Here is a 21,040-nt window from a genome sequence, read left to right as displayed (position 1 = left end):
TAGTGCCACTATTGCTCGGCCGTGAGCCCCGGAAGGCTACACGACCAAGAAATATTTCTTACAGGCCCGGCAGGCGCTGGCGAATATGTGCCACCAGTGCGTCCAAGGTTCCGCTTTCATTGGTTTCCACGCGTTTGCTCAGCAGTAGCTCTTCAGCACCGAGTGGGTCACGGGTGGACTGCTGCTCTTCGATGATGGTCAGGGTGGCGTCGGAAGGATCGTTCTTGTCCGCCTGACGCTGTGCCAGCCAAGCGGCAATAACAGCCTGTGGCGCATTGCAATCGAGGATCAGGAACGGTGCGCCGGTGGCCTCGGCGATCTTGGCTGCAGCGTCGCGTTGTTCACGCTTGAGGAAGGTCGCGTCCAGTACCACCGGGAAACCGGCGCGCAGTACGGTGTCGGCGATCTCGTTCAGGCGTGCGTAGGTGGCGGCGCTGGCGTCTGCGGCGTAGATCCCGGCCTGCGGCGTGTTCTCGACCTTCTGCTCGCCGAACAGGCGTTTGCGCTCCACGTCCGAACGTAGGCGAATCGCCCCCAATGCTTCTACGAGGCGCATGGATACATGGCTTTTGCCAACGGCCGATACGCCGTGGGTGATGGCCAAGAAGCGCGATGGGATGGTGCTGTAGCTTTCCGCAAGGTTGGCGTAGTTGCGGTACTGGCGCAGGGTGGTAGCACGCTGCACGGCGTCCGCCTCGGAAGGCATGCTGAACAGCGCGACCTTGGCGCGTACCAGGGCGCGGTAGGCTTTATAGAAGTTCAGCACCTCCAGGCCTTGATAGTCGCCGGTCAGCTCCAGGTACTGGCTGATGAAGCGTCGCGCCAGGCTCTTGAGGCCACGGTCTTCCAGGTCCATCGCCAGGAAGCCGGTGTCGGCATACACGTCGGTGAAGCGGAATGGCTCGTTGAACTCGATGCAATCGAAGATCACCACGTGGCCATCAATCATGGTGGCGTTGCCCAGGTGGATATCGCCGTGGCATTCGCGGGTGAAACCATTGAGCTTGCGTTGTTCGAACAGTGGCTTGAGGCGCTCGAAGCTGCTTTCGGCCCAGGCCTGCAAGGCATCCAGTTGAGCCAGGTCGGCCTTGTCGCTGAGGAACGGGCGGATCTGCTCGAAGTTCTGCAGCACTGGCGCCATGACGTCGTGCGGCGTTCCAGCGGAGTGAGTGGCCGGCACTTTCGGGGCATTCAGGTGAAAGTGCGCGATCTGCTTGGCCATTTCGTCGATGTGCGCGTTGGTCAATTCGCCGTTGGCTTGCAAGGTGCTGAGCAGTTGGCTCTGCGGGAACTGGCGCATTTTCAGCACGTAGTCGACCACCGGCCCGTCGCCACCCAATTGCGGTGCTTCGGCGCTGCCGGTGATTGGCAACACTTCAAGATACAAATCATCGGTCAGGCGCTGGTTGAGGCGCAGCTCTTCATTGCAGAAGTGGCCCCGTGCTTCCAGGGTGGTGAAATCGAGGAAGCCAAAATTCACCGGTTTCTTCATCTTGTAGGCGTAGTCACCCGTGAGCAGGACCCAGGAAATATGGGTCTCGATGACTTGGAACTGATCCACCGGATGGGGAAACAGGGCCGGGTTTTGCAGGGCTGCAATCAGGGACTGGCTCACGGGCGATCCTTCAGAGTCTGGGAAAATTCATGGCGGGCATTATGGCTGCTACAGACGGTCGTGCAAACCGCTGTCCGGCTCATGTTGGTCATCAATAAAGTGCGTATAATCCGCCGCCATGACTCGTACCCGATCTCCCCGTTCCCGTAAAAAACCTCCTTCCCGCGGCCTGCGCCCCTGGCTGGGCTGGGCGCTTAAGCTCGGCCTGGTAGGGCTTGTAGTGATCGCCGGCTTCGCGGTTTACCTCGATGCTGTGGTCCAGGAGAAGTTCTCCGGCAAGCGCTGGACCATTCCGGCCAAGGTATACGCGCGCCCGCTGGAACTGTTCACTGGCCAGAAGCTCAGCAAGGAAGACTTCCTCACCGAACTCGATGCCCTGGGCTATCGCCGAGAACCCGTGAGCAACGGCCCCGGTGCCGCTGCCGTCTCCGGTAACACCGTCGACTTGAACACCCGCGGCTTCCAGTTCTATGAAGGCCTGGAAAAACCCCAGCCGGTGCGCGTGCGTTTCTCTGGCGACTATGTGGCCGAGCTGTCCTCGCTCAACGGCTCGAAGTTACCTGTGGTGCGCCTGGAACCCTTAATGATCGGTGGGATTTATCCTAAAAACCTGGAAGACCGCATCCTGATCAAGATCGATCAGGTGCCGCCTTACCTGCTGGATACCCTGATTGCCGTAGAAGACCGGGATTTCTACAGCCACTGGGGCGTATCACCCAAGTCCATCGCTCGCGCCGTGTGGGTCAATACCTCCGGCGGCAAGATGACCCAGGGCGGCAGTACGCTGACGCAACAATTGGTCAAGAACTTCTACCTGACCAACGAACGCAGCCTGACCCGTAAGCTGACCGAAGCCATGATGGCGATGCTGCTGGAGCTGCATTACAGCAAGCAGGAAATTCTTGAGGCGTACCTCAATGAAGTGTTCGTTGGCCAGGACGGTCAGCGTGCAGTGCACGGTTTCGGTCTGGCCAGCCAGTTCTTCTTCGGCCAGCCGTTGTCCGAGTTGAAACTGCATCAAGTGGCGCTGCTGGTGGGCATGGTCAAGGGGCCGTCCTACTACAACCCGCGTCGCAACCCGGAGCGCGCGCTCGAACGGCGCAACCTGGTACTTGATGTACTTGAGCAGCAAGGCGTCGCCACTCCTGAACAAGTCGCTGCCGCGAAGAAGATGCCACTGGGTGTGACTACCCGCGGCAAGCTGGCCGACAGCTCCTTCCCGGGCTTCATCGACCTGGTCAAACGCCAGTTGCGTGAAGACTACCGTGACGAAGACTTGACCGAAGAAGGCCTGCGGATCTTCACCAGTTTCGACCCGATCCTGCAAATGAAGGCTGAAGCTTCGGTCAATGACACCTTCAAACGCCTGGCAGGCCGTAAAGGCTCTGACGACGTCGAGGCGGCGATGGTGGTGACCAACCCGGAAACCGGTGAGGTCCAGGCCATGATCGGCAGTCGCCAGGCCAGCTTTGCCGGGTTCAACCGGGCGCTGGACGCGGTGCGGCCGATCGGCTCGCTGGTCAAGCCGGCGGTATATCTGACTGCTTTGGAAAAACCGAGCAAGTACACGCTGACCAGTTGGCTGTCCGATGACCCGTTGTCGGTCAAAGGTGCTGATGGCCAGATGTGGACGCCGCATAACTTTGATCGTCGCTCCCACGGTACGATTTTCCTGTATCAGGGCCTGGCGCATTCCTACAACATCTCGACCTCCCGTCTTGGCCTTGAGCTGGGCGTGCCGAATGTTCTCAAGACACTCGGTCGGCTGGGCATCACTCGCGAGTTCCCAGCGTTCCCGTCGATGCTGTTGGGTGCGGGTGCAATGAGCCCGATGGAAGTCGCGACCATGTACCAGACCCTGGCCAACGGTGGTTTCAATACGCCGATGCGCGGGATCCGCAGCGTTTTGACGGCTGAAGGCGAACCGCTCAAGCGTTATCCGTTCCAGATTCAGCAGCGCTTTGACCCGGCTTCGATCTACCTGATCCAGAACGCCATGCAGCGCGTTATGCGTGAAGGTACCGGACGCTCGGCCTACAACGTGTTGCCGGCCAATCTGACACTGGCTGGCAAGAGTGGTACCAGTAACGATTCCCGGGACAGCTGGTTCGCTGGTTTCAGCCAGGACCTGCTGGCGGTGGTCTGGCTGGGGCGCGACGACAACGGCAAGACGCCGTTCACCGGTGCCACCGGCGCATTGCAGGTGTGGACCAGTTTCATGAAGAAGGCCGATCCACTGCCGCTGAACATGCCGCAGCCGGACAATATCGTTCAGGCCTGGATCGATCCGCATACCGGGCAGGGTTCCGATGCCAACTGTCCGGGCGCGGTGCAGATGCCGTATATTCGCGGCAGCGAACCGCCACCCGGTGCAGCGTGCGGTGCCAGTGCACCCGCGAGCGCTGAATCGGTGATGGATTGGGTCAAGGGCTGGATGAATTAAGCAAAGAGGGTTTCACGTGAACAAGTTGTTGATTCCAGCTATTACAGTTTTGGCAATGCTCGGTGGTTGCGCCAGCGTGGAGCGTGGCTCTATTCCGGTGGTGGATTCCAGTACAACGGTGTCCAACAACGACCGGATCTCGGCCAATGGCGGCTTCCGTCAAACCGTCACCAACCGCCCAGTCCAGGCTAAGGCGCAAGCCGTGCCTCAGGATTCGGGCGTAGTGGTGATGATCCCGGGCGCCGGCGCAGCTACCTCGGCACCGATCAGTACTCAGCCGTGGACTCCAGGCCCGAGCACCTCGGGCCCGGCGGACTCTGCGCCGATTCAAACGGCGCCAATCAATCAGGGCACGTACAACATGCCGTCGACGCCAAGCGGGATTCCGTCCGCCAGCAGCGCCGGTGGCTTGTCGGCCGATGAGCAGTTGGACGGCCCGGTTCTGGCGTTGCTGACTACTGCTCAACACCAGCAGTCGGGTGGCGACTTGAACGGCGCATCGTCGAGCCTCGAACGCGCCCAGCGCGTAGCGCCTCGCGAGCCACAAGTGCTTTACCGCCTGGCTCAGGTGCGCATGGCCCAAGGCGATGCTCCGCAAGCAGAACAATTTGCCCGTCGCGGCCTGACCCTGGCCAATGGCCGTCCTGATCTGCAGGCCAGCCTGTGGAGCTTGATCGGCGATGCCCGTGAGAAGCAGGGCGATGCTGCCGGTGCGGCCCAGGCCCGTCAAAAAGCCAAGGTAAGCCTCTGATGGATGCACGCTTTCCGGCGATTGCCGAACAGTTGTTGTTGATCGAGCGCGAGCTGCGCTTGCAGGGCTGGTGGGACGAAGTGTCCCCCAGTGCTGAAGCGTTGAGCAGCGTTGAACCCTTTTCCGTTGACACCCTGGACTTTCACCAGTGGCTGCAATGGATTTTCCTGACACGGATGAAGCAGATCCTTGAACAGGACCTGCCATTGCCCAATGCGTCGGGGATTCTGGAAATGGCCGAGATGGTTTACGCCGATCGTCCGCTCGAGAGCCTTGGCCTACGGACTGCGCTGAAAAAGTTCGATCAACTGATCGTCGACGCTCGTTAATTGCCTGGCTGCCGGTTTTTCCGGCAGTCTTGCGCATATTTCTACCGCTTTGCGCCATTCAGGCGAGTTTTATCCCTCCTCAAGCCGCTTTCTTCTACGTTCTCATGCGCTTAGTTGGAAAAAAGCGCAATTATTGCTTGACTTGGAGAGGCTGAAACAGAAGAATCCAAAGTCCGCTGTAGAGGGACTGCCAGAAGCAGACCCACTCAGCAGATCATGAGGCGCACACCCGCGCCGACCTGTTACACCCGCAACGCGTTACCTCGCGCTGGGTGGGAAAATCCCGCAACACTTGGGACGCTCCCAATACTTGCTCAGTCAGTGCTGACGTAGTCGGCGACCACCGTCGCTCATGCTCTGCTGAGAAGTAAACCTATTAAGACCCGTCGGTTTTCAACGGACGGTATTCTGGCGTTTTAGAGGTGAACAACGTGGAGCTTTTATCTGGCGGTGAGATGCTCGTCCGCTTTTTGCGTGACGAAGGCGTCGACTATATCTACGGGTACCCAGGCGGTGCTCTGCTGCATGTCTACGACGCACTGTTCAAGGAACCGGCTGTTACCCACATCCTGGTTCGTCACGAACAAGCTGCTACCCATATGGCTGACGGTTACGCCCGTGCCACCGGTAAAGCCGGTGTAGTACTGGTGACTTCCGGCCCTGGCGCGACCAATGCCATCACCGGCATCGCGACGGCTTATATGGACTCCATCCCGATGGTGATCATTTCCGGCCAGGTGGCGAGCACCATGGTTGGTACCGACGCATTTCAGGAAACCGACATGATCGGTATCTCCCGGCCGATCGTGAAACACAGCTTCATGATCAAGCATGCCTCGGAAATCCCGGAAGTCATGAAGAAGGCGTTCTACCTCGCACAGTCCGGTCGCCCGGGTCCTGTGGTGGTCGATATCCCGAAAGACATGACCAACCCGGCTGAAAAATTCGAATACATCTTCCCGAAGAAAGCCAAGCTGCGTTCCTACAGCCCGGCCGTTCGCGGGCACTCGGGGCAAATCCGTAAAGCAGCAGAAATGCTGTTGGCGGCCAAGCGTCCGGTGCTCTACTCGGGTGGTGGCGTGATTCTGGGCGGCGGTTCTGCACCGCTGACCGAGCTGGCCAAGATGCTCAACCTGCCAGTTACCAACACGTTGATGGGGCTCGGTGCTTTCCCGGGTTCGGACCGTCAGTTCGTCGGCATGCTCGGCATGCACGGCAGCTACACCGCCAACCTGGCCATGCACCATGCTGACGTGATCCTCGCCGTCGGTGCGCGGTTCGATGACCGGGTGATCAATGGTGCGAGCAAGTTTTGCCCGAATGCCAAGATCATCCACATCGATATCGACCCGGCATCCATCTCCAAGACCATCAAGGCCGACGTGCCTATCGTAGGTCCTGTGGAAAGCGTGCTGACCGAAATGGTCGCTGCGCTGAAGGAAATCGGCGAAGCCCCGAACAAGGATTCCGTCGCCAGCTGGTGGAAGCAGATCGACGAGTGGCGCGGTGATCGCGGCCTGTTCCCTTACGACAAGGGCGACGGCAGCGTCATCAAGCCACAGACCGTGATCGAAACCCTGTGCGAAGTGACCAAGGGTGATGCCTTTGTGACTTCCGACGTGGGCCAGCACCAGATGTTCGCGGCGCAGTACTACAAGTTCGACAAGCCTAACCGCTGGATCAACTCCGGTGGCCTGGGCACGATGGGCTTTGGTTTCCCTGCGGCCATGGGTGTGAAGCTGAGCTTCCCGGATACTGACGTTGCGTGCGTCACCGGCGAAGGCAGTATCCAGATGAACATCCAGGAACTGTCGACCTGCCTGCAATATGGTTTGCCGGTGAAGATTGTCTGCCTGAACAACGGCGTGCTGGGCATGGTTCGCCAGTGGCAGGACATGAGCTACGGCAGCCGTCACTCCCATTCCTACATGGAGTCTCTGCCTGACTTCGTCAAATTGGTTGAAGCCTATGGCCATGTCGGCATGCGCATCACCGATTTGAAGGATTTGAAGCCGATGATGGAAGAGGCGTTCGCCATGAAGGACCGCTTGGTGTTCCTTGATATTCAGGTCGACACCAGCGAGCACGTCTACCCGATGCAGATCAAAGACGGCTCCATGCGCGATATGTGGCTGAACAAGACGGAGCGTACCTAATCATGCGGCACATTATCTCCCTGCTTCTGGAGAACGAACCGGGCGCTCTGTCACGTGTGGTCGGCCTGTTTTCGCAACGCAACTACAACATCGAAAGCCTGACTGTGGCGCCGACCGAAGACCCGACCTTGTCGCGCCTGACGTTGACCACCGTTGGCCATGATGAGGTGATCGAGCAGATCACCAAAAACCTCAACAAGCTGATCGAAGTGGTCAAGCTGGTCGACTTGTCGGAAAGTGCCCACATCGAGCGGGAGCTGATGCTGGTCAAGGTCAAGGCCACAGGTGCACAACGGGCCGAGATCAAGCGCACTACCGACATTTATCGCGGGCAGATCGTCGATGTGAGCGCCAGCGTTTATACCGTTCAACTGACCGGTACAAGCGACAAGCTGGACAGCTTCATCCAGTCGATCGGGACGGCCTCGATTCTGGAAACTGTACGCAGTGGCGTCACCGGGATTGCTCGTGGCGACAAAGTACTCAGCATCTAACTCAAATTTAGCGAATGGCCTTAAACGGCCTGGATATATAGAGGAACCTCATGAAAGTTTATTACGATAAAGATTGTGACCTGTCGATCATCCAGGGCAAAAAAGTCGCCATCATCGGCTACGGTTCCCAGGGTCACGCTCAAGCCTGCAACCTGAAAGATTCCGGCGTTGACGTGACTGTTGGCCTGCGTAAAGGCTCGGCCACTGTTGCCAAGGCTGAAGCTCACGGCCTGAAAGTGACTGACGTTGCTTCCGCTGTTGCTGCTGCCGACCTGGTCATGATCCTGACCCCGGACGAGTTCCAGTCCGCGCTGTACAAGAACGAAATCGAGCCGAACATCAAGAAAGGCGCCACCCTGGCCTTCTCTCACGGCTTCGCGATCCACTACAACCAGGTTGTGCCGCGCGCTGACCTCGACGTGATCATGATCGCGCCGAAAGCACCGGGCCACACCGTGCGTTCCGAGTTCGTCAAAGGCGGCGGTATCCCTGACCTGATCGCGATCTACCAGGACGCCTCGGGCAACGCCAAGAACGTTGCACTGTCCTACGCTGCCGGCGTTGGTGGCGGTCGTACCGGCATCATCGAAACCACCTTCAAGGACGAGACTGAAACCGACCTGTTCGGCGAACAAGCCGTTCTGTGCGGCGGTACTGTTGAACTGGTCAAAGCCGGTTTCGAAACCCTGGTTGAAGCTGGCTATGCGCCGGAAATGGCCTACTTCGAATGCTTGCACGAACTGAAGCTGATCGTTGACCTCATGTACGAAGGCGGTATCGCCAACATGAACTATTCGATCTCCAACAACGCCGAATACGGCGAGTACGTGACTGGCCCGGAAGTGATCAACGCCGAGTCCCGTCAGGCCATGCGCAACGCCCTGAAACGTATTCAGGACGGCGAATACGCCAAAATGTTCATCAGCGAAGGCGCAACCGGCTACCCTTCGATGACCGCCAAGCGTCGTAACAACGCCGCTCACGGTATCGAAATCATCGGCGAGCAACTGCGCTCCATGATGCCGTGGATCGGTGCCAACAAGATCGTCGACAAAGCCAAAAACTAAGTCGTACGTATCAAGGGAAAACGCGGCTTAGGCCGCGTTTTTTCGTTTGCGGGGCAGGTTCTGGTATAAAGCTGCATCGTTTGCGGGCGAACACTCGCCGCAAGTTTCTGTCGAAATTTTTCACACCGTTGCAAGGTAAAGTCCATGAGCGAACGTCCCGAAGAGCCAAACCAGGCCTCTGACGCCGAAAGCCTGCTACCGATCGATGAACATGTCGAAGAGGGGCACGATGCTGAAGGCCGTAAAGTCCGGCATCGTGGCATCTATCTTCTGCCCAATCTGTTCACCACTGCGAATCTGTTCGCGGGGTTCTACTCCATCATCAACTCCATGAGTGCCCAGAGTGCGTTGGCGGCCGGTGATGCTGCCGGGGCCAGCAAGTACTTTGGTTTTGCCGCGATTGCGATCTTCGTCGCCATGGTCCTTGATGGCCTGGATGGGCGTGTGGCACGCATGACCAACACCCAGAGTGCCTTCGGGGCCGAATATGACTCGCTGTCGGACATGGTTGCCTTTGGGGTGGCGCCGGCGTTGCTCGCATTCGCCTGGGCGCTGGGTGACATGGGCAAAGTCGGCTGGATGGTCGCCTTCATCTATGTGGCTGGCGCGGCATTGCGTCTGGCACGCTTCAATACCCAGGTAGGGACTGCCGACAAGCGCTACTTCATTGGCCTGGCCAGCCCGGCTGCGGCGGGGGTGGTGGCCGGTATTGTCTGGGCATTCAGCGACTATGGTATCCAAGGCTCCAAGATGTCGTTCCTGGTGGCCCTGATGGTCGCGGCGGCCGGCATGTTGATGGTCAGCAACATCAAGTACAACAGCTTCAAGGAGCTGGACCTCAAGGGGCGCGTGCCGTTTGTAGCCATCCTGGCGGTCGTGCTGGTGTTCGCCGTGGTCTTCAGTGACCCGCCGCGAATCCTGCTGTTGGCGTTCCTTGTCTATGCCGCGTCCGGCCCGGTGCAGTACTTGCTGCATCTTCGTCAGCGCAAAACGTTGCCTTAATGTAATTTCCCCCATACTCCGCAGTCTATTGGTGCATCTGTCCTCCAAAGCTGCGGAGTTGCCATGCTAATCAAGTTCCCCAAAGCGTCTGATTGCAAAGAATCAGACGTCACCCCTGAATCCTTCTATTTCTCTCGCCGCAGCTTGCTCGGTGGTGCGCTTGCCGGCCTGGCTGCCAGCAGCCTACCCCGTTGGGCCAGTGCGGATGATGCTGCGCGTTACGCGGATGTCGAACCGGGCAAGGCGCCTGGATGGTTTGCCGAAAAGCTGCCGGGTACAAAATGGCAGGCGGTAACCGTCAAGGATGAGGCGATCACCCCGTTCAAGGATGCGACCCACTACAACAACTTCTATGAGTTTGGTACGGACAAGGGCGACCCTGCTGCCAATGCCGGTTCGCTCAAGACCGAGCCATGGAGTGTGGTGATTGATGGTGAAGTCGCCAAGCCCGGGCGTTACGCGCTTGAAGACTTCATGAAGCCGTATCAACTGGAAGAACGAATCTATCGACTGCGCTGTGTAGAGGCGTGGTCGATGGTCATTCCGTGGATAGGATTTCCTATTTCGGAATTGCTCAAGCACGTCGAGCCGACTTCCAAGGCCAAATACATCCGCTTTGAAACCCTGCAAGATCCCAAGAGCATGCCGGGGCAGCGCTCCAACTTTGCCTTGATCGATTGGCCTTATGTCGAAGGGCTGCGATTGGATGAGGCGATGAATCCCCTGGCGATCCTGGCGGTAGGTATGTATGGGCGGGAGTTGCCAAATCAGAATGGTGCCCCGTTGCGGTTGGTGGTGCCATGGAAGTATGGATTCAAGAGCGTGAAGTCGATCGTGCGCATCAGCCTCGTCAGTGAGCAGCCGAAAACCACCTGGCAAAGCATTGCGGCGAGTGAGTACGGGTTTTATGCGAACGTGAATCCTACCGTCGACCATCCGCGCTGGACCCAGGCGCGGGAGCGGCGTTTGCCCAGTGGGCTGTTCAGTCCCAATGTGCGTGAGACGCAAATGTTCAACGGCTACTCCGATGAAGTCGCCTCTCTTTATACGGGCCTCGATCTGCGGAAGAACTATTGATGCGCTACCCGGTCTGGCGCATCGGCGTCTTTATAGCAGCGGCGGTGTGGCCGCTGTTCTGGTTGTACGAGGCCTGGAGCTTTGCGCTTGGGCCTGACCCTGGGAAAGTGCTGATGGATCGGCTTGGGCTTGGGACCTTGATTCTGCTGTTGATCACCCTCGGCATGACGCCGCTGCAGAAGCTCAGTGGTTGGGCGGGGTGGATTGCTGTGCGACGGCAGCTGGGGCTGTGGTGCTTTGCGTATGTGGTTTTGCATCTTGCGGCTTACTGCGTGTTCATCCTGGGGCTTGACTGGTCGCAGTTGGGGGTCGAGCTGCGAAAGCGGCCTTACATTATCGTTGGCACATTGGGGTTCCTTTCTCTATTAGTGCTCGCAGTCACTTCTAACCGCTACAGCCAGCGCCGCCTTGGTGCGCGCTGGAAGAAGCTGCATCGCTTGGTTTATGTGACTCTCGGGCTTGGCCTACTGCACATGTTGTGGATCGTAAGGGCAGATCTAAAGGAGTGGGCTATCTATGCATCTATAGGAGCGCTGCTTCTAGTGCTGCGTGTGCCGCCTGTAATGCGGCGGATTCCCCGCCTTATTGCTAAAAAACCATCTTCTGCAACAAAAGCGTAATTAACCCTTGACGGCAGATTCTGGAAGTCTATAATTCGCCCCACTTCCGGCGCAGTCGAAACGGAAAACTCCTTGGTAAACAAAGAGTTATGTAGGTTTCGACAGTGAGCTGCTTCAGATCATCGAAGCCCAGAAGGAGTTGATAGGGACGTGTTGTTTAGCCCTATTAACGGTTCGATCTTCTCGGTCGAAAGCGGAGAAAAAGAGGTGTTGACAGCAGCGTGTAACGCTGTAGAATTCGCCTCCCGCTAACGAGAGATCGGAAGCGCAAGTGGTTGAAGTTACAAAGGAAACTTTGAAAACTTCTGAAAATAATCACTTGACAGCAAATGAGGCTGCTGTAGAATGCGCGCCTCGGTTGAGACGAAAGATCTTAACCAACCGCTCTTTAACAACTGAATCAAGCAATTCGTGTGGGTGCTTGTGGAGTCAGACTGATAGTCAACAAGATTATCAGCATCACAAGTTACTCCGCGAGAAATCAAAGATGTAACCAACGATTGCTGAGCCAAGTTTAGGGTTTCTTAAAAACCCAAAGATGTTTGAACTGAAGAGTTTGATCATGGCTCAGATTGAACGCTGGCGGCAGGCCTAACACATGCAAGTCGAGCGGTAGAGAGAAGCTTGCTTCTCTTGAGAGCGGCGGACGGGTGAGTAATGCCTAGGAATCTGCCTGGTAGTGGGGGATAACGTTCGGAAACGGACGCTAATACCGCATACGTCCTACGGGAGAAAGCAGGGGACCTTCGGGCCTTGCGCTATCAGATGAGCCTAGGTCGGATTAGCTAGTTGGTGGGGTAATGGCTCACCAAGGCGACGATCCGTAACTGGTCTGAGAGGATGATCAGTCACACTGGAACTGAGACACGGTCCAGACTCCTACGGGAGGCAGCAGTGGGGAATATTGGACAATGGGCGAAAGCCTGATCCAGCCATGCCGCGTGTGTGAAGAAGGTCTTCGGATTGTAAAGCACTTTAAGTTGGGAGGAAGGGCAGTAAATTAATACTTTGCTGTTTTGACGTTACCGACAGAATAAGCACCGGCTAACTCTGTGCCAGCAGCCGCGGTAATACAGAGGGTGCAAGCGTTAATCGGAATTACTGGGCGTAAAGCGCGCGTAGGTGGTTCGTTAAGTTGGATGTGAAATCCCCGGGCTCAACCTGGGAACTGCATTCAAAACTGACGAGCTAGAGTATGGTAGAGGGTGGTGGAATTTCCTGTGTAGCGGTGAAATGCGTAGATATAGGAAGGAACACCAGTGGCGAAGGCGACCACCTGGACTGATACTGACACTGAGGTGCGAAAGCGTGGGGAGCAAACAGGATTAGATACCCTGGTAGTCCACGCCGTAAACGATGTCAACTAGCCGTTGGGAGCCTTGAGCTCTTAGTGGCGCAGCTAACGCATTAAGTTGACCGCCTGGGGAGTACGGCCGCAAGGTTAAAACTCAAATGAATTGACGGGGGCCCGCACAAGCGGTGGAGCATGTGGTTTAATTCGAAGCAACGCGAAGAACCTTACCAGGCCTTGACATCCAATGAACTTTCTAGAGATAGATTGGTGCCTTCGGGAACATTGAGACAGGTGCTGCATGGCTGTCGTCAGCTCGTGTCGTGAGATGTTGGGTTAAGTCCCGTAACGAGCGCAACCCTTGTCCTTAGTTACCAGCACGTAATGGTGGGCACTCTAAGGAGACTGCCGGTGACAAACCGGAGGAAGGTGGGGATGACGTCAAGTCATCATGGCCCTTACGGCCTGGGCTACACACGTGCTACAATGGTCGGTACAGAGGGTTGCCAAGCCGCGAGGTGGAGCTAATCCCAGAAAACCGATCGTAGTCCGGATCGCAGTCTGCAACTCGACTGCGTGAAGTCGGAATCGCTAGTAATCGCGAATCAGAATGTCGCGGTGAATACGTTCCCGGGCCTTGTACACACCGCCCGTCACACCATGGGAGTGGGTTGCACCAGAAGTAGCTAGTCTAACCTTCGGGAGGACGGTTACCACGGTGTGATTCATGACTGGGGTGAAGTCGTAACAAGGTAGCCGTAGGGGAACCTGCGGCTGGATCACCTCCTTAATCGACGACATCAGCTGCTCCATAAGTTCCCACACGAATTGCTTGATTCATTGAAGAAGACGATAAGAAGCAGCCCGAAATTGGGTCTGTAGCTCAGTTGGTTAGAGCGCACCCCTGATAAGGGTGAGGTCGGCAGTTCGAATCTGCCCAGACCCACCAATTTTGTGTGGGAAACGCCTGTAGAAATACGGGGCCATAGCTCAGCTGGGAGAGCGCCTGCCTTGCACGCAGGAGGTCAACGGTTCGATCCCGTTTGGCTCCACCACTACTGCTTCTGAAAGTTTTGAAAGCTTAGAAATGAGCATTCCATCGTTGTGATGGTGAATGTTGATTTCTAGTCTTTGATTAGATCGTTCTTTAAAAATTTGGGTATGTGATAGAAAGATAGACTGAACGTTACTTTCACTGGTAACGGATCAGGCTAAGGTAAAATTTGTGAGTAATTGCGAATTTTCGGCGAATGTCGTCTTCACAGTATAACCAGATTGCTTGGGGTTATATGGTCAAGTGAAGAAGCGCATACGGTGGATGCCTTGGCAGTCAGAGGCGATGAAAGACGTGGTAGCCTGCGAAAAGCTTCGGGGAGTCGGCAAACAGACTTTGATCCGGAGATGTCTGAATGGGGGAACCCAGCCATCATAAGATGGTTACCTTACACTGAATACATAGGTGTATGGAGCGAACCAGGGGAACTGAAACATCTAAGTACCCTGAGGAAAAGAAATCAACCGAGATTCCCTTAGTAGTGGCGAGCGAACGGGGACTAGCCCTTAAGTGGCTTTGAGATTAGCGGAACGCTCTGGAAAGTGCGGCCATAGTGGGTGATAGCCCTGTACGCGAAAATCTCTTAGTCATGAAATCGAGTAGGACGGAGCACGAGAAACTTTGTCTGAATATGGGGGGACCATCCTCCAAGGCTAAATACTACTGACTGACCGATAGTGAACTAGTACCGTGAGGGAAAGGCGAAAAGAACCCCGGAGAGGGGAGTGAAATAGATCCTGAAACCGTATGCGTACAAGCAGTGGGAGCAGACTTTGTTCTGTGACTGCGTACCTTTTGTATAATGGGTCAGCGACTTATTTTCAGTGGCGAGCTTAACCGAATAGGGGAGGCGTAGCGAAAGCGAGTCTTAATAGGGCGTCTAGTCGCTGGGAATAGACCCGAAACCGGGCGATCTATCCATGGGCAGGTTGAAGGTTGGGTAACACTAACTGGAGGACCGAACCGACTACCGTTGAAAAGTTAGCGGATGACCTGTGGATCGGAGTGAAAGGCTAATCAAGCTCGGAGATAGCTGGTTCTCCTCGAAAGCTATTTAGGTAGCGCCTCATGTATCACTGTAGGGGGTAGAGCACTGTTTCGGCTAGGGGGTCATCCCGACTTACCAAACCGATGCAAACTCCGAATACCTACAAGTGCCGAGCATGGGAGACACACGGCGGGTGCTAACGTCCGTCGTGAAAAGGGAAACAACCCAGACCGTCAGCTAAGGTCCCAAAGTTATGGTTAAGTGGGAAACGATGTGGGAAGGCTTAGACAGCTAGGAGGTTGGCTTAGAAGCAGCCACCCTTTAAAGAAAGCGTAATAGCTCACTAGTCGAGTCGGCCTGCGCGGAAGATGTAACGGGGCTCAAACCATACACCGAAGCTACGGGTATCACCTTCGGGTGATGCGGTAGAGGAGCGTTCTGTAAGCCTGTGAAGGTGAGTTGAGAAGCTTGCTGGAGGTATCAGAAGTGCGAATGCTGACATGAGTAACGATAATGGGTGTGAAAAACACCCACGCCGAAAGACCAAGGTTTCCTGCGCAACGTTAATCGACGCAGGGTTAGTCGGTCCCTAAGGCGAGGCTGAAAAGCGTAGTCGATGGAAAACAGGTTAATATTCCTGTACTTCTGGTTATTGCGATGGAGGGACGGAGAAGGCTAGGCCAGCTTGGCGTTGGTTGTCCAAGTTTAAGGTGGTAGGCTGGAATCTTAGGTAAATCCGGGATTCTAAGGCCGAGAGCTGATGACGAGTTATCTTTTAGATGACGAAGTGGTTGATGCCATGCTTCCAAGAAAAGCTTCTAAGCTTCAGGTAACCAGGAACCGTACCCCAAACCGACACAGGTGGTTGGGTAGAGAATACCAAGGCGCTTGAGAGAACTCGGGTGAAGGAACTAGGCAAAATGGCACCGTAACTTCGGGAGAAGGTGCGCCGGTGAGGGTGAAGGACTTGCTCCGTAAGCTCATGCCGGTCGAAGATACCAGGCCGCTGCGACTGTTTATTAAAAACACAGCACTCTGCAAACACGAAAGTGGACGTATAGGGTGTGACGCCTGCCCGGTGCCGGAAGGTTAATTGATGGGGTTAGCTAACGCGAAGCTCTTGATCGAAGCCCCGGTAAACGGCGGCCGTAACTATAACGGTCCTAAGGTAGCGAAATTCCTTGTCGGGTAAGTTCCGACCTGCACGAATGGCGTAACGATGGCGGCGCTGTCTCCACCCGAGACTCAGTGAAATTGAAATCGCTGTGAAGATGCAGTGTATCCGCGGCTAGACGGAAAGACCCCGTGAACCTTTACTATAGCTTTGCACTGGACTTTGAATTTGCTTGTGTAGGATAGGTGGGAGGCTTTGAAGCGTGGACGCCAGTTCGCGTGGAGCCAACCTTGAAATACCACCCTGGCAACTTTGAGGTTCTAACTCAGGTCCGTTATCCGGATCGAGGACAGTGTATGGTGGGTAGTTTGACTGGGGCGGTCTCCTCCTAAAGAGTAACGGAGGAGTACGAAGGTGCGCTCAGACCGGTCGGAAATCGGTCGTAGAGTATAAAGGCAAAAGCGCGCTTGACTGCGAGACAGACACGTCGAGCAGGTACGAAAGTAGGTCTTAGTGATCCGGTGGTTCTGTATGGAAGGGCCATCGCTCAACGGATAAAAGGTACTCCGGGGATAACAGGCTGATACCGCCCAAGAGTTCATATCGACGGCGGTGTTTGGCACCTCGATGTCGGCTCATCACATCCTGGGGCTGAAGCCGGTCCCAAGGGTATGGCTGTTCGCCATTTAAAGTGGTACGCGAGCTGGGTTTAGAACGTCGTGAGACAGTTCGGTCCCTATCTGCCGTGGACGTTTGAGATTTGAGAGGGGCTGCTCCTAGTACGAGAGGACCGGAGTGGACGAACCTCTGGTGTTCCGGTTGTCACGCCAGTGGCATTGCCGGGTAGCTATGTTCGGAATAGATAACCGCTGAAAGCATCTAAGCGGGAAACTAGCCTCAAGATGAGATCTCACTGGAACCTTGAGTTCCCTGAAGGGCCGTCGAAGACTACGACGTTGATAGGTTGGGTGTGTAAGCGCTGTGAGGCGTTGAGCTAACCAATACTAATTGCCCGTGAGGCTTGACCATATAACACCCAAGCAATTTGAGTCGAAAGACCAGATTGCGGTGTGTGAAGACGAAACGAACCGAAAGTTCGAATCTCACAAAACACCGAAAGCTATCACATACCCAATTTGCTGAAGCGAGGCCATCTGGTCACGACTCAGTACCCGAATTTCTTGACGACCATAGAGCATTGGAACCACCTGATCCCATCCCGAACTCAGCAGTGAAACGATGCATCGCCGATGGTAGTGTGGGGTTTCCCCATGTGAGAGTAGGTCATCGTCAAGATTAAATTCCGAAACCCCTGATTGCTAACGCAATCAGGGGTTTTGTTTTGGGCGGTCAGAAACTTACCGACATGCTCGATATACAGCGGCCCCCCGACAAATTTGCACAGTTATTTCTGAACCAGAACACTAGAATAGGCACCTAACCTTTTTTAGAGTCCGAGCCCTATATGCCCGACCCGGTTGATACCCTCGAGGTGTCAGACTTACCGCTGGACGAACTCGTGGCATGCCATGAGTGCGACTTGCTGATGCGCAAGCCGGAGCTTGCCCGCGGTGAAAAGGCCCAATGCCCACGCTGCGGCTACGAGCTGTATGCTCACCGCCACAACGTCGTTGAACGAAGCCTGGCGTTAGTGATTGCCGCGCTATTGTTGTACGTCCCCGCGAACTTTTTACCCATCATGCAGCTCAATCTACTCGGGCAGTCCTCGCAGGACACCGTGTGGACCGGCGTGGTCGGTCTGTTCGACACCGGTATGCAAGGCGTCGCCGTGGTGGTGTTCCTCTGCAGCATGGGCATCCCACTGTTCAAGCTCCTGTGCCAACTGGCGGTATTGCTGAGCATTCGCTGGAACATCGGCCGCAGCTACGGCCTGCTGTTTTATCGCATCTACCACCACCTCAAGGACTGGGGGATGCTCGAGGTCTACCTGATGGGCGTGCTGGTGGCGATCGTAAAACTGGCCGACATGGCCACCATCACCGTTGGGCTTGGCCTGGCCTGCTTCGTAAGTCTGTTAATGGTCCAGATACTGCTGGAGGTGGTGATGTCACCTCACCAGATCTGGGAAGCGCTGTCAGGAGAGGATGCTCATGCGGGCGATTGATGCGGGCATTCTGATCTGTACCGAATGCCATGAACTAAACAAACAAGACCCGGACACCGACGAGCAAACCTGCACCCGTTGCGGTGCGCTGGTCCACGCCCGTCGTCCGAACAGCCTGACGCGCACTTGGGCGCTGCTGATCACGGCTGCCATCTTGTACATCCCGGCCAATCTGTTGCCGATCATGACCGTAAGCTCCCTGGGCCAAGGCGATCCGAGCACCATCATGTCCGGCGTGATCCAACTGATGCAGCACGGCATGTTCCCGATCGCCGCTGTAGTGTTCATCGCCAGCATTTTGGTGCCAACCTTCAAGCTGGTGGGCATCGGCTTGTTACTGTTCTCGGTGCAACGTCACCAACCACTTTCCGCGCAACAACGCATTATCATGTACCGCTTTATCGAGTTCATTGGCCGCTGGTCCATGCTGGATATCTTCGTGATTGCCATCCTGGTGGCGGTCGTAAACTTTGGGCGACTTGCCAGTGTCGAGGCCAATCTCGGTGCCGTGGCGTTCGCCAGTGTGGTGATCTTGACGATGCTTGCCGCAGTAACTTTCGATCCCCGACTGATTTGGGATAACACGGAGTCGGACGACGACCATGAGTGATTTGCCTAAGGCTAAAACCCGCCCAGCTTCCAACTGGTCGGCCATTTGGGTGCTGCCCCTGATTGCCCTGATCATCGGCGGCTGGTTGGGATGGCGTGCGTACAACCAGCAAGGTATCGAGATTCAGGTTCGCTTTGAAAGCGGCGAAGGCATCCAGGCCAACAAGACCGAAGTGGTCTATAAAGGCATGTCCGTGGGTAAGGTGAAAACCCTGGCCCTGGATGACGAAGGTAACAATCGCGGGGTGATCGCCACCATCGAGATGAACAAGGACGTGGAGCAATACCTCAAGACCAACACCCGCTTCTGGCTGGTAAAGCCGAGTGTCAGCCTGGCCGGGATCACTGGGCTGGAAACCCTGGTCTCGGGTAACTACATCGCTGCCAGCCCGGGCGATGGCGAGCCGACGCGCAAGTTCAAGGCCCTGTCCGAAGAACCGCCCTTATCCGACGCCAAGCCCGGCCTGCACCTGACGATCAAAGCTGATCGCCTCGGCTCGCTGAACCGCGGCAGCCCGGTGTTCTATAAGCAGATCCAGGTCGGCCAGGTCAAAAGCTACCTGCTCTCCGAAGACCAGACCACCGTTGAAATCAAGGTCTACATCGAGCCGACCTACGCCAGCCTGGTGCGCAAACACACGCGTTTCTGGAACGCCAGCGGCATCAGCATCGACGCCAACCTGTCCGGCGTAAAAGTGCGCAGTGAATCCCTGGCCAGCATCGTTGCCGGCGGTATCGCCTTCGCCACGCCGGAGAACCGCAAGGACAGCCCGCCGACGGACCCGAGCCTGCCGTTCCGCTTGTACGAAGACTTTGATGCGGCCGCTGCGGGCATCAAGGTCAAAGTCAAACTCACCGACTTCGAAGGTCTCCAGGCGGGTCGCACGCCGGTGATGTACAAAGGCATCCAGGTCGGCAGCCTGAAGACCCTGAAGATCGACCCGGATCTTTCCAGCGCCAATGCCGAGCTGACCCTCGACCCGCTGGCCGAAGACTACCTCGTTCAGGACACCCAATTCTGGGTGGTCAAACCGTCGATCTCCCTGGCCGGCATCACCGGGCTGGAAGCGTTGGTCAAAGGTAACTACATCGCCATCCGTCCCGGCGACAAGGGCAGCGCGCCACAACGGGAGTACGTCGCGCGGGCCAAGGCGCCGCCACTGGACCTGCGTTCCCCCGGTCTGCACATGGTGCTGTTCACCGACAACCTCGGCTCCCTGGACGTCGGCAGCCCGATCCTCTACAAACAGGTCAAGGTCGGTTCCGTACAGAGCTACCAGTTCTCCCGCAAGAACAAGCAATTGGTGATCGGCGTCCATATCGAGAAAGAGTACGAAGGCCTGGTCAACGGCTCGACCCGATTCTGGAATGCCAGCGGCGTGACCCTGACCGGCGGACTTACCGGCGGCATCCAGGTGAAAAGTGAATCCCTGGCCAGCCTGATGGCGGGCGGTATCGCCTTCGAAACCCCGGAGCCGAATGTACCGCTGAAAAAGCGTATCCCGCGTTTCCGTCTGTTCCCGGACCGCGAAGCCGCCAACCAGCACGGTACGCTGGTGACCATCAAGGTCGACCGCGCCGACGGCCTGCGCCCAGGTACGCCGGTACGCTTCAAAGGCCTGGATGTAGGCAAGATCGAAAGCGTCGACTTGAGTGCCGACATGCAATCGGTCCTGCTCAGCGCGCGCATCACTCAAGTGGCCGATCGCATCGCCCGGGCCGGCAGTCAGTTCTGGGTGGTCAAGCCTGAACTCGGGCTGATGAAAACGTCGAACCTGGAAACCCTGGTGACCGGCCAGTACATCGAAGTACAGCCAGCGGTGAAAAACGCCGGCCCGCAAAAGAGCTTCGTTGCCCTCGACCAACCGCCGGAAGCTGTCCATCAGGAAGCGGGCTTGAGCCTGGTGCTCAGCGCTGCGCGTCGTGGTTCGCTGAAGGAAGGCGTGCCGGTGACCTATCGGGAAGTCACGGTAGGCAAGGTCACAGGCTACGAGCTGGGCCAGACCGCCGACCGCGTGCTGGTCCACATCCTGATCGAGCCGAAGTACGCGCCTCTGGTGCGCAGTGGCAGCCGGTTCTGGAACACCAGCGGCTTCGGTCTCGACTTCGGCTTATTCAAAGGCGCGACGGTACGCACCGAATCCCTGGAGACCCTGGTCGCCGGCGGCATCGCCTTTGCCACGCCAGACGGCGAACGCATGGGTAATGCCGCTCGGCCCCAGCAAACCTTCCCGCTGTTCGACAAGTTCGAAGACGAATGGCTGACCTGGGCCCCTAAAATCCCACTCGGCAAATAGACCGAGGC

13 protein-coding genes, 2 tRNA genes and 3 rRNA genes are annotated in these 21,040 nt (G+C 56.6%); 17 read left to right on the top strand and 1 reads right to left on the bottom strand.

Features of this window, described 5'->3' with window-relative positions:
* Positions 1–58: 58 nt before the first annotated feature.
* Entirely contained in the window at positions 59–1,615 is a 1,557-nt protein-coding gene (locus BLU46_RS12055; RefSeq protein WP_093201962.1) for a bifunctional aminoglycoside phosphotransferase/ATP-binding protein, read from the bottom strand.
* Between the two features lie 118 nt (positions 1,616–1,733).
* On the opposite strand from BLU46_RS12055, the gene mrcB reads away from it, so the two are divergent.
* From mrcB to BLU46_RS11965, 17 genes are all read left to right on the top strand, one after another.
* Complete coding sequence (gene mrcB, locus BLU46_RS12050; protein ID WP_093201957.1) at positions 1,734–4,058, top strand: penicillin-binding protein 1B; 2,325 nt, start codon at positions 1,734–1,736, stop codon at positions 4,056–4,058.
* A 16-nt stretch (positions 4,059–4,074) separates the two neighbouring features.
* Positions 4,075–4,809 carry a tetratricopeptide repeat protein gene (locus tag BLU46_RS12045; protein WP_093201953.1) on the top strand — a complete coding sequence of 245 codons (735 nt, stop codon included), beginning with the start codon at positions 4,075–4,077 and terminating at the stop codon, positions 4,807–4,809.
* Complete coding sequence (locus BLU46_RS12040; RefSeq protein ID WP_003212129.1) at positions 4,809–5,138, top strand: YqcC family protein; 330 nt, start codon at positions 4,809–4,811, stop codon at positions 5,136–5,138. Before BLU46_RS12045 ends, BLU46_RS12040 begins: the two co-directional genes overlap by 1 nt.
* Before the next feature lie 431 nt (positions 5,139–5,569).
* Complete coding sequence (locus BLU46_RS12035; RefSeq protein ID WP_003212127.1) at positions 5,570–7,294, top strand: acetolactate synthase 3 large subunit; 1,725 nt, start codon at positions 5,570–5,572, stop codon at positions 7,292–7,294.
* Positions 7,295–7,296: 2 nt separating this feature from the next.
* Positions 7,297–7,788, top strand: a complete 492-nt coding sequence (gene ilvN / locus BLU46_RS12030) for an acetolactate synthase small subunit (RefSeq protein ID WP_003176102.1) — start codon at positions 7,297–7,299, stop codon at positions 7,786–7,788.
* A 50-nt stretch (positions 7,789–7,838) separates the two neighbouring features.
* Positions 7,839–8,855 (top strand): ketol-acid reductoisomerase, encoded by a 1,017-nt coding sequence (ilvC, locus tag BLU46_RS12025; protein WP_003212125.1) that lies wholly within the window; start codon positions 7,839–7,841, stop codon positions 8,853–8,855.
* Between the two features lie 144 nt (positions 8,856–8,999).
* Positions 9,000–9,857 (top strand): CDP-diacylglycerol--serine O-phosphatidyltransferase, encoded by an 858-nt coding sequence (gene pssA / locus BLU46_RS12020; RefSeq protein WP_003212123.1) that lies wholly within the window; start codon positions 9,000–9,002, stop codon positions 9,855–9,857.
* A 63-nt stretch (positions 9,858–9,920) separates the two neighbouring features.
* On the top strand, positions 9,921–10,934 hold the full coding sequence (gene msrP / locus BLU46_RS12015; protein ID WP_093201948.1) for a protein-methionine-sulfoxide reductase catalytic subunit MsrP: 1,014 nt from the start codon (positions 9,921–9,923) through the stop codon (positions 10,932–10,934).
* Positions 10,934–11,554 carry a protein-methionine-sulfoxide reductase heme-binding subunit MsrQ gene (msrQ, locus tag BLU46_RS12010; RefSeq protein ID WP_093201944.1) on the top strand — a complete coding sequence of 207 codons (621 nt, stop codon included), beginning with the start codon at positions 10,934–10,936 and terminating at the stop codon, positions 11,552–11,554. The genes msrP and msrQ overlap by 1 nt, the downstream gene beginning before the upstream one ends.
* Before the next feature lie 544 nt (positions 11,555–12,098).
* Positions 12,099–13,635: ribosomal RNA gene (locus BLU46_RS12000) — 16S ribosomal RNA — on the top strand.
* 82 nt (positions 13,636–13,717) lie between these two features.
* A tRNA-Ile gene (locus tag BLU46_RS11995) sits at positions 13,718–13,794 on the top strand.
* Positions 13,795–13,824: 30 nt separating this feature from the next.
* Positions 13,825–13,900: transfer RNA gene (locus BLU46_RS11990), tRNA-Ala, on the top strand.
* A 236-nt stretch (positions 13,901–14,136) separates the two neighbouring features.
* Positions 14,137–17,030, top strand: a 23S ribosomal RNA gene (locus BLU46_RS11985).
* 151 nt (positions 17,031–17,181) lie between these two features.
* Positions 17,182–17,297: ribosomal RNA gene (gene rrf, locus BLU46_RS11980) — 5S ribosomal RNA — on the top strand.
* The 16S, 23S and 5S rRNA genes sit together here with 2 tRNA genes alongside, the layout of an rRNA operon.
* Positions 17,298–17,466: 169 nt before the next feature.
* Positions 17,467–18,126 (top strand): paraquat-inducible protein A, encoded by a 660-nt coding sequence (locus tag BLU46_RS11975; protein ID WP_093201939.1) that lies wholly within the window; start codon positions 17,467–17,469, stop codon positions 18,124–18,126.
* The gene (locus BLU46_RS11970; RefSeq protein ID WP_003214366.1) at positions 18,113–18,736 is read left to right on the top strand and encodes a paraquat-inducible protein A; all 624 of its coding nucleotides are present in this window, start codon (positions 18,113–18,115) and stop codon (positions 18,734–18,736) included. The genes BLU46_RS11975 and BLU46_RS11970 overlap by 14 nt, the downstream gene beginning before the upstream one ends.
* Positions 18,729–21,032 carry a PqiB family protein gene (locus BLU46_RS11965; RefSeq protein ID WP_063033188.1) on the top strand — a complete coding sequence of 768 codons (2,304 nt, stop codon included), beginning with the start codon at positions 18,729–18,731 and terminating at the stop codon, positions 21,030–21,032. Before BLU46_RS11970 ends, BLU46_RS11965 begins: the two co-directional genes overlap by 8 nt.
* Positions 21,033–21,040: the final 8 nt, after the last annotated feature.

Origin of the sequence: Pseudomonas yamanorum (assembly GCF_900105735.1) — a bacterium.
GTDB lineage: Bacteria > Pseudomonadota > Gammaproteobacteria > Pseudomonadales > Pseudomonadaceae > Aquipseudomonas > Aquipseudomonas yamanorum.
This window is presented reverse-complemented; position numbering and strand designations above follow the sequence as displayed.

Coding starts and splice junctions, on each gene's coding strand:
- mrcB (WP_093201957.1), top strand. CDS start 1,734: ATGACTCGTACCCGATCTCCCCGTTCCCGTAAAAAACCTCCTTCCCGC.
- ilvN (WP_003176102.1), top strand. CDS start 7,297: ATGCGGCACATTATCTCCCTGCTTCTGGAGAACGAACCGGGCGCTCTG.
- BLU46_RS11975 (WP_093201939.1), top strand. CDS start 17,467: ATGCCCGACCCGGTTGATACCCTCGAGGTGTCAGACTTACCGCTGGAC.
- BLU46_RS11965 (WP_063033188.1), top strand. CDS start 18,729: ATGAGTGATTTGCCTAAGGCTAAAACCCGCCCAGCTTCCAACTGGTCG.
- msrQ (WP_093201944.1), top strand. CDS start 10,934: ATGCGCTACCCGGTCTGGCGCATCGGCGTCTTTATAGCAGCGGCGGTG.
- BLU46_RS12040 (WP_003212129.1), top strand. CDS start 4,809: ATGGATGCACGCTTTCCGGCGATTGCCGAACAGTTGTTGTTGATCGAG.
- ilvC (WP_003212125.1), top strand. CDS start 7,839: ATGAAAGTTTATTACGATAAAGATTGTGACCTGTCGATCATCCAGGGC.
- BLU46_RS11970 (WP_003214366.1), top strand. CDS start 18,113: ATGCGGGCGATTGATGCGGGCATTCTGATCTGTACCGAATGCCATGAA.
- msrP (WP_093201948.1), top strand. CDS start 9,921: ATGCTAATCAAGTTCCCCAAAGCGTCTGATTGCAAAGAATCAGACGTC.
- pssA (WP_003212123.1), top strand. CDS start 9,000: ATGAGCGAACGTCCCGAAGAGCCAAACCAGGCCTCTGACGCCGAAAGC.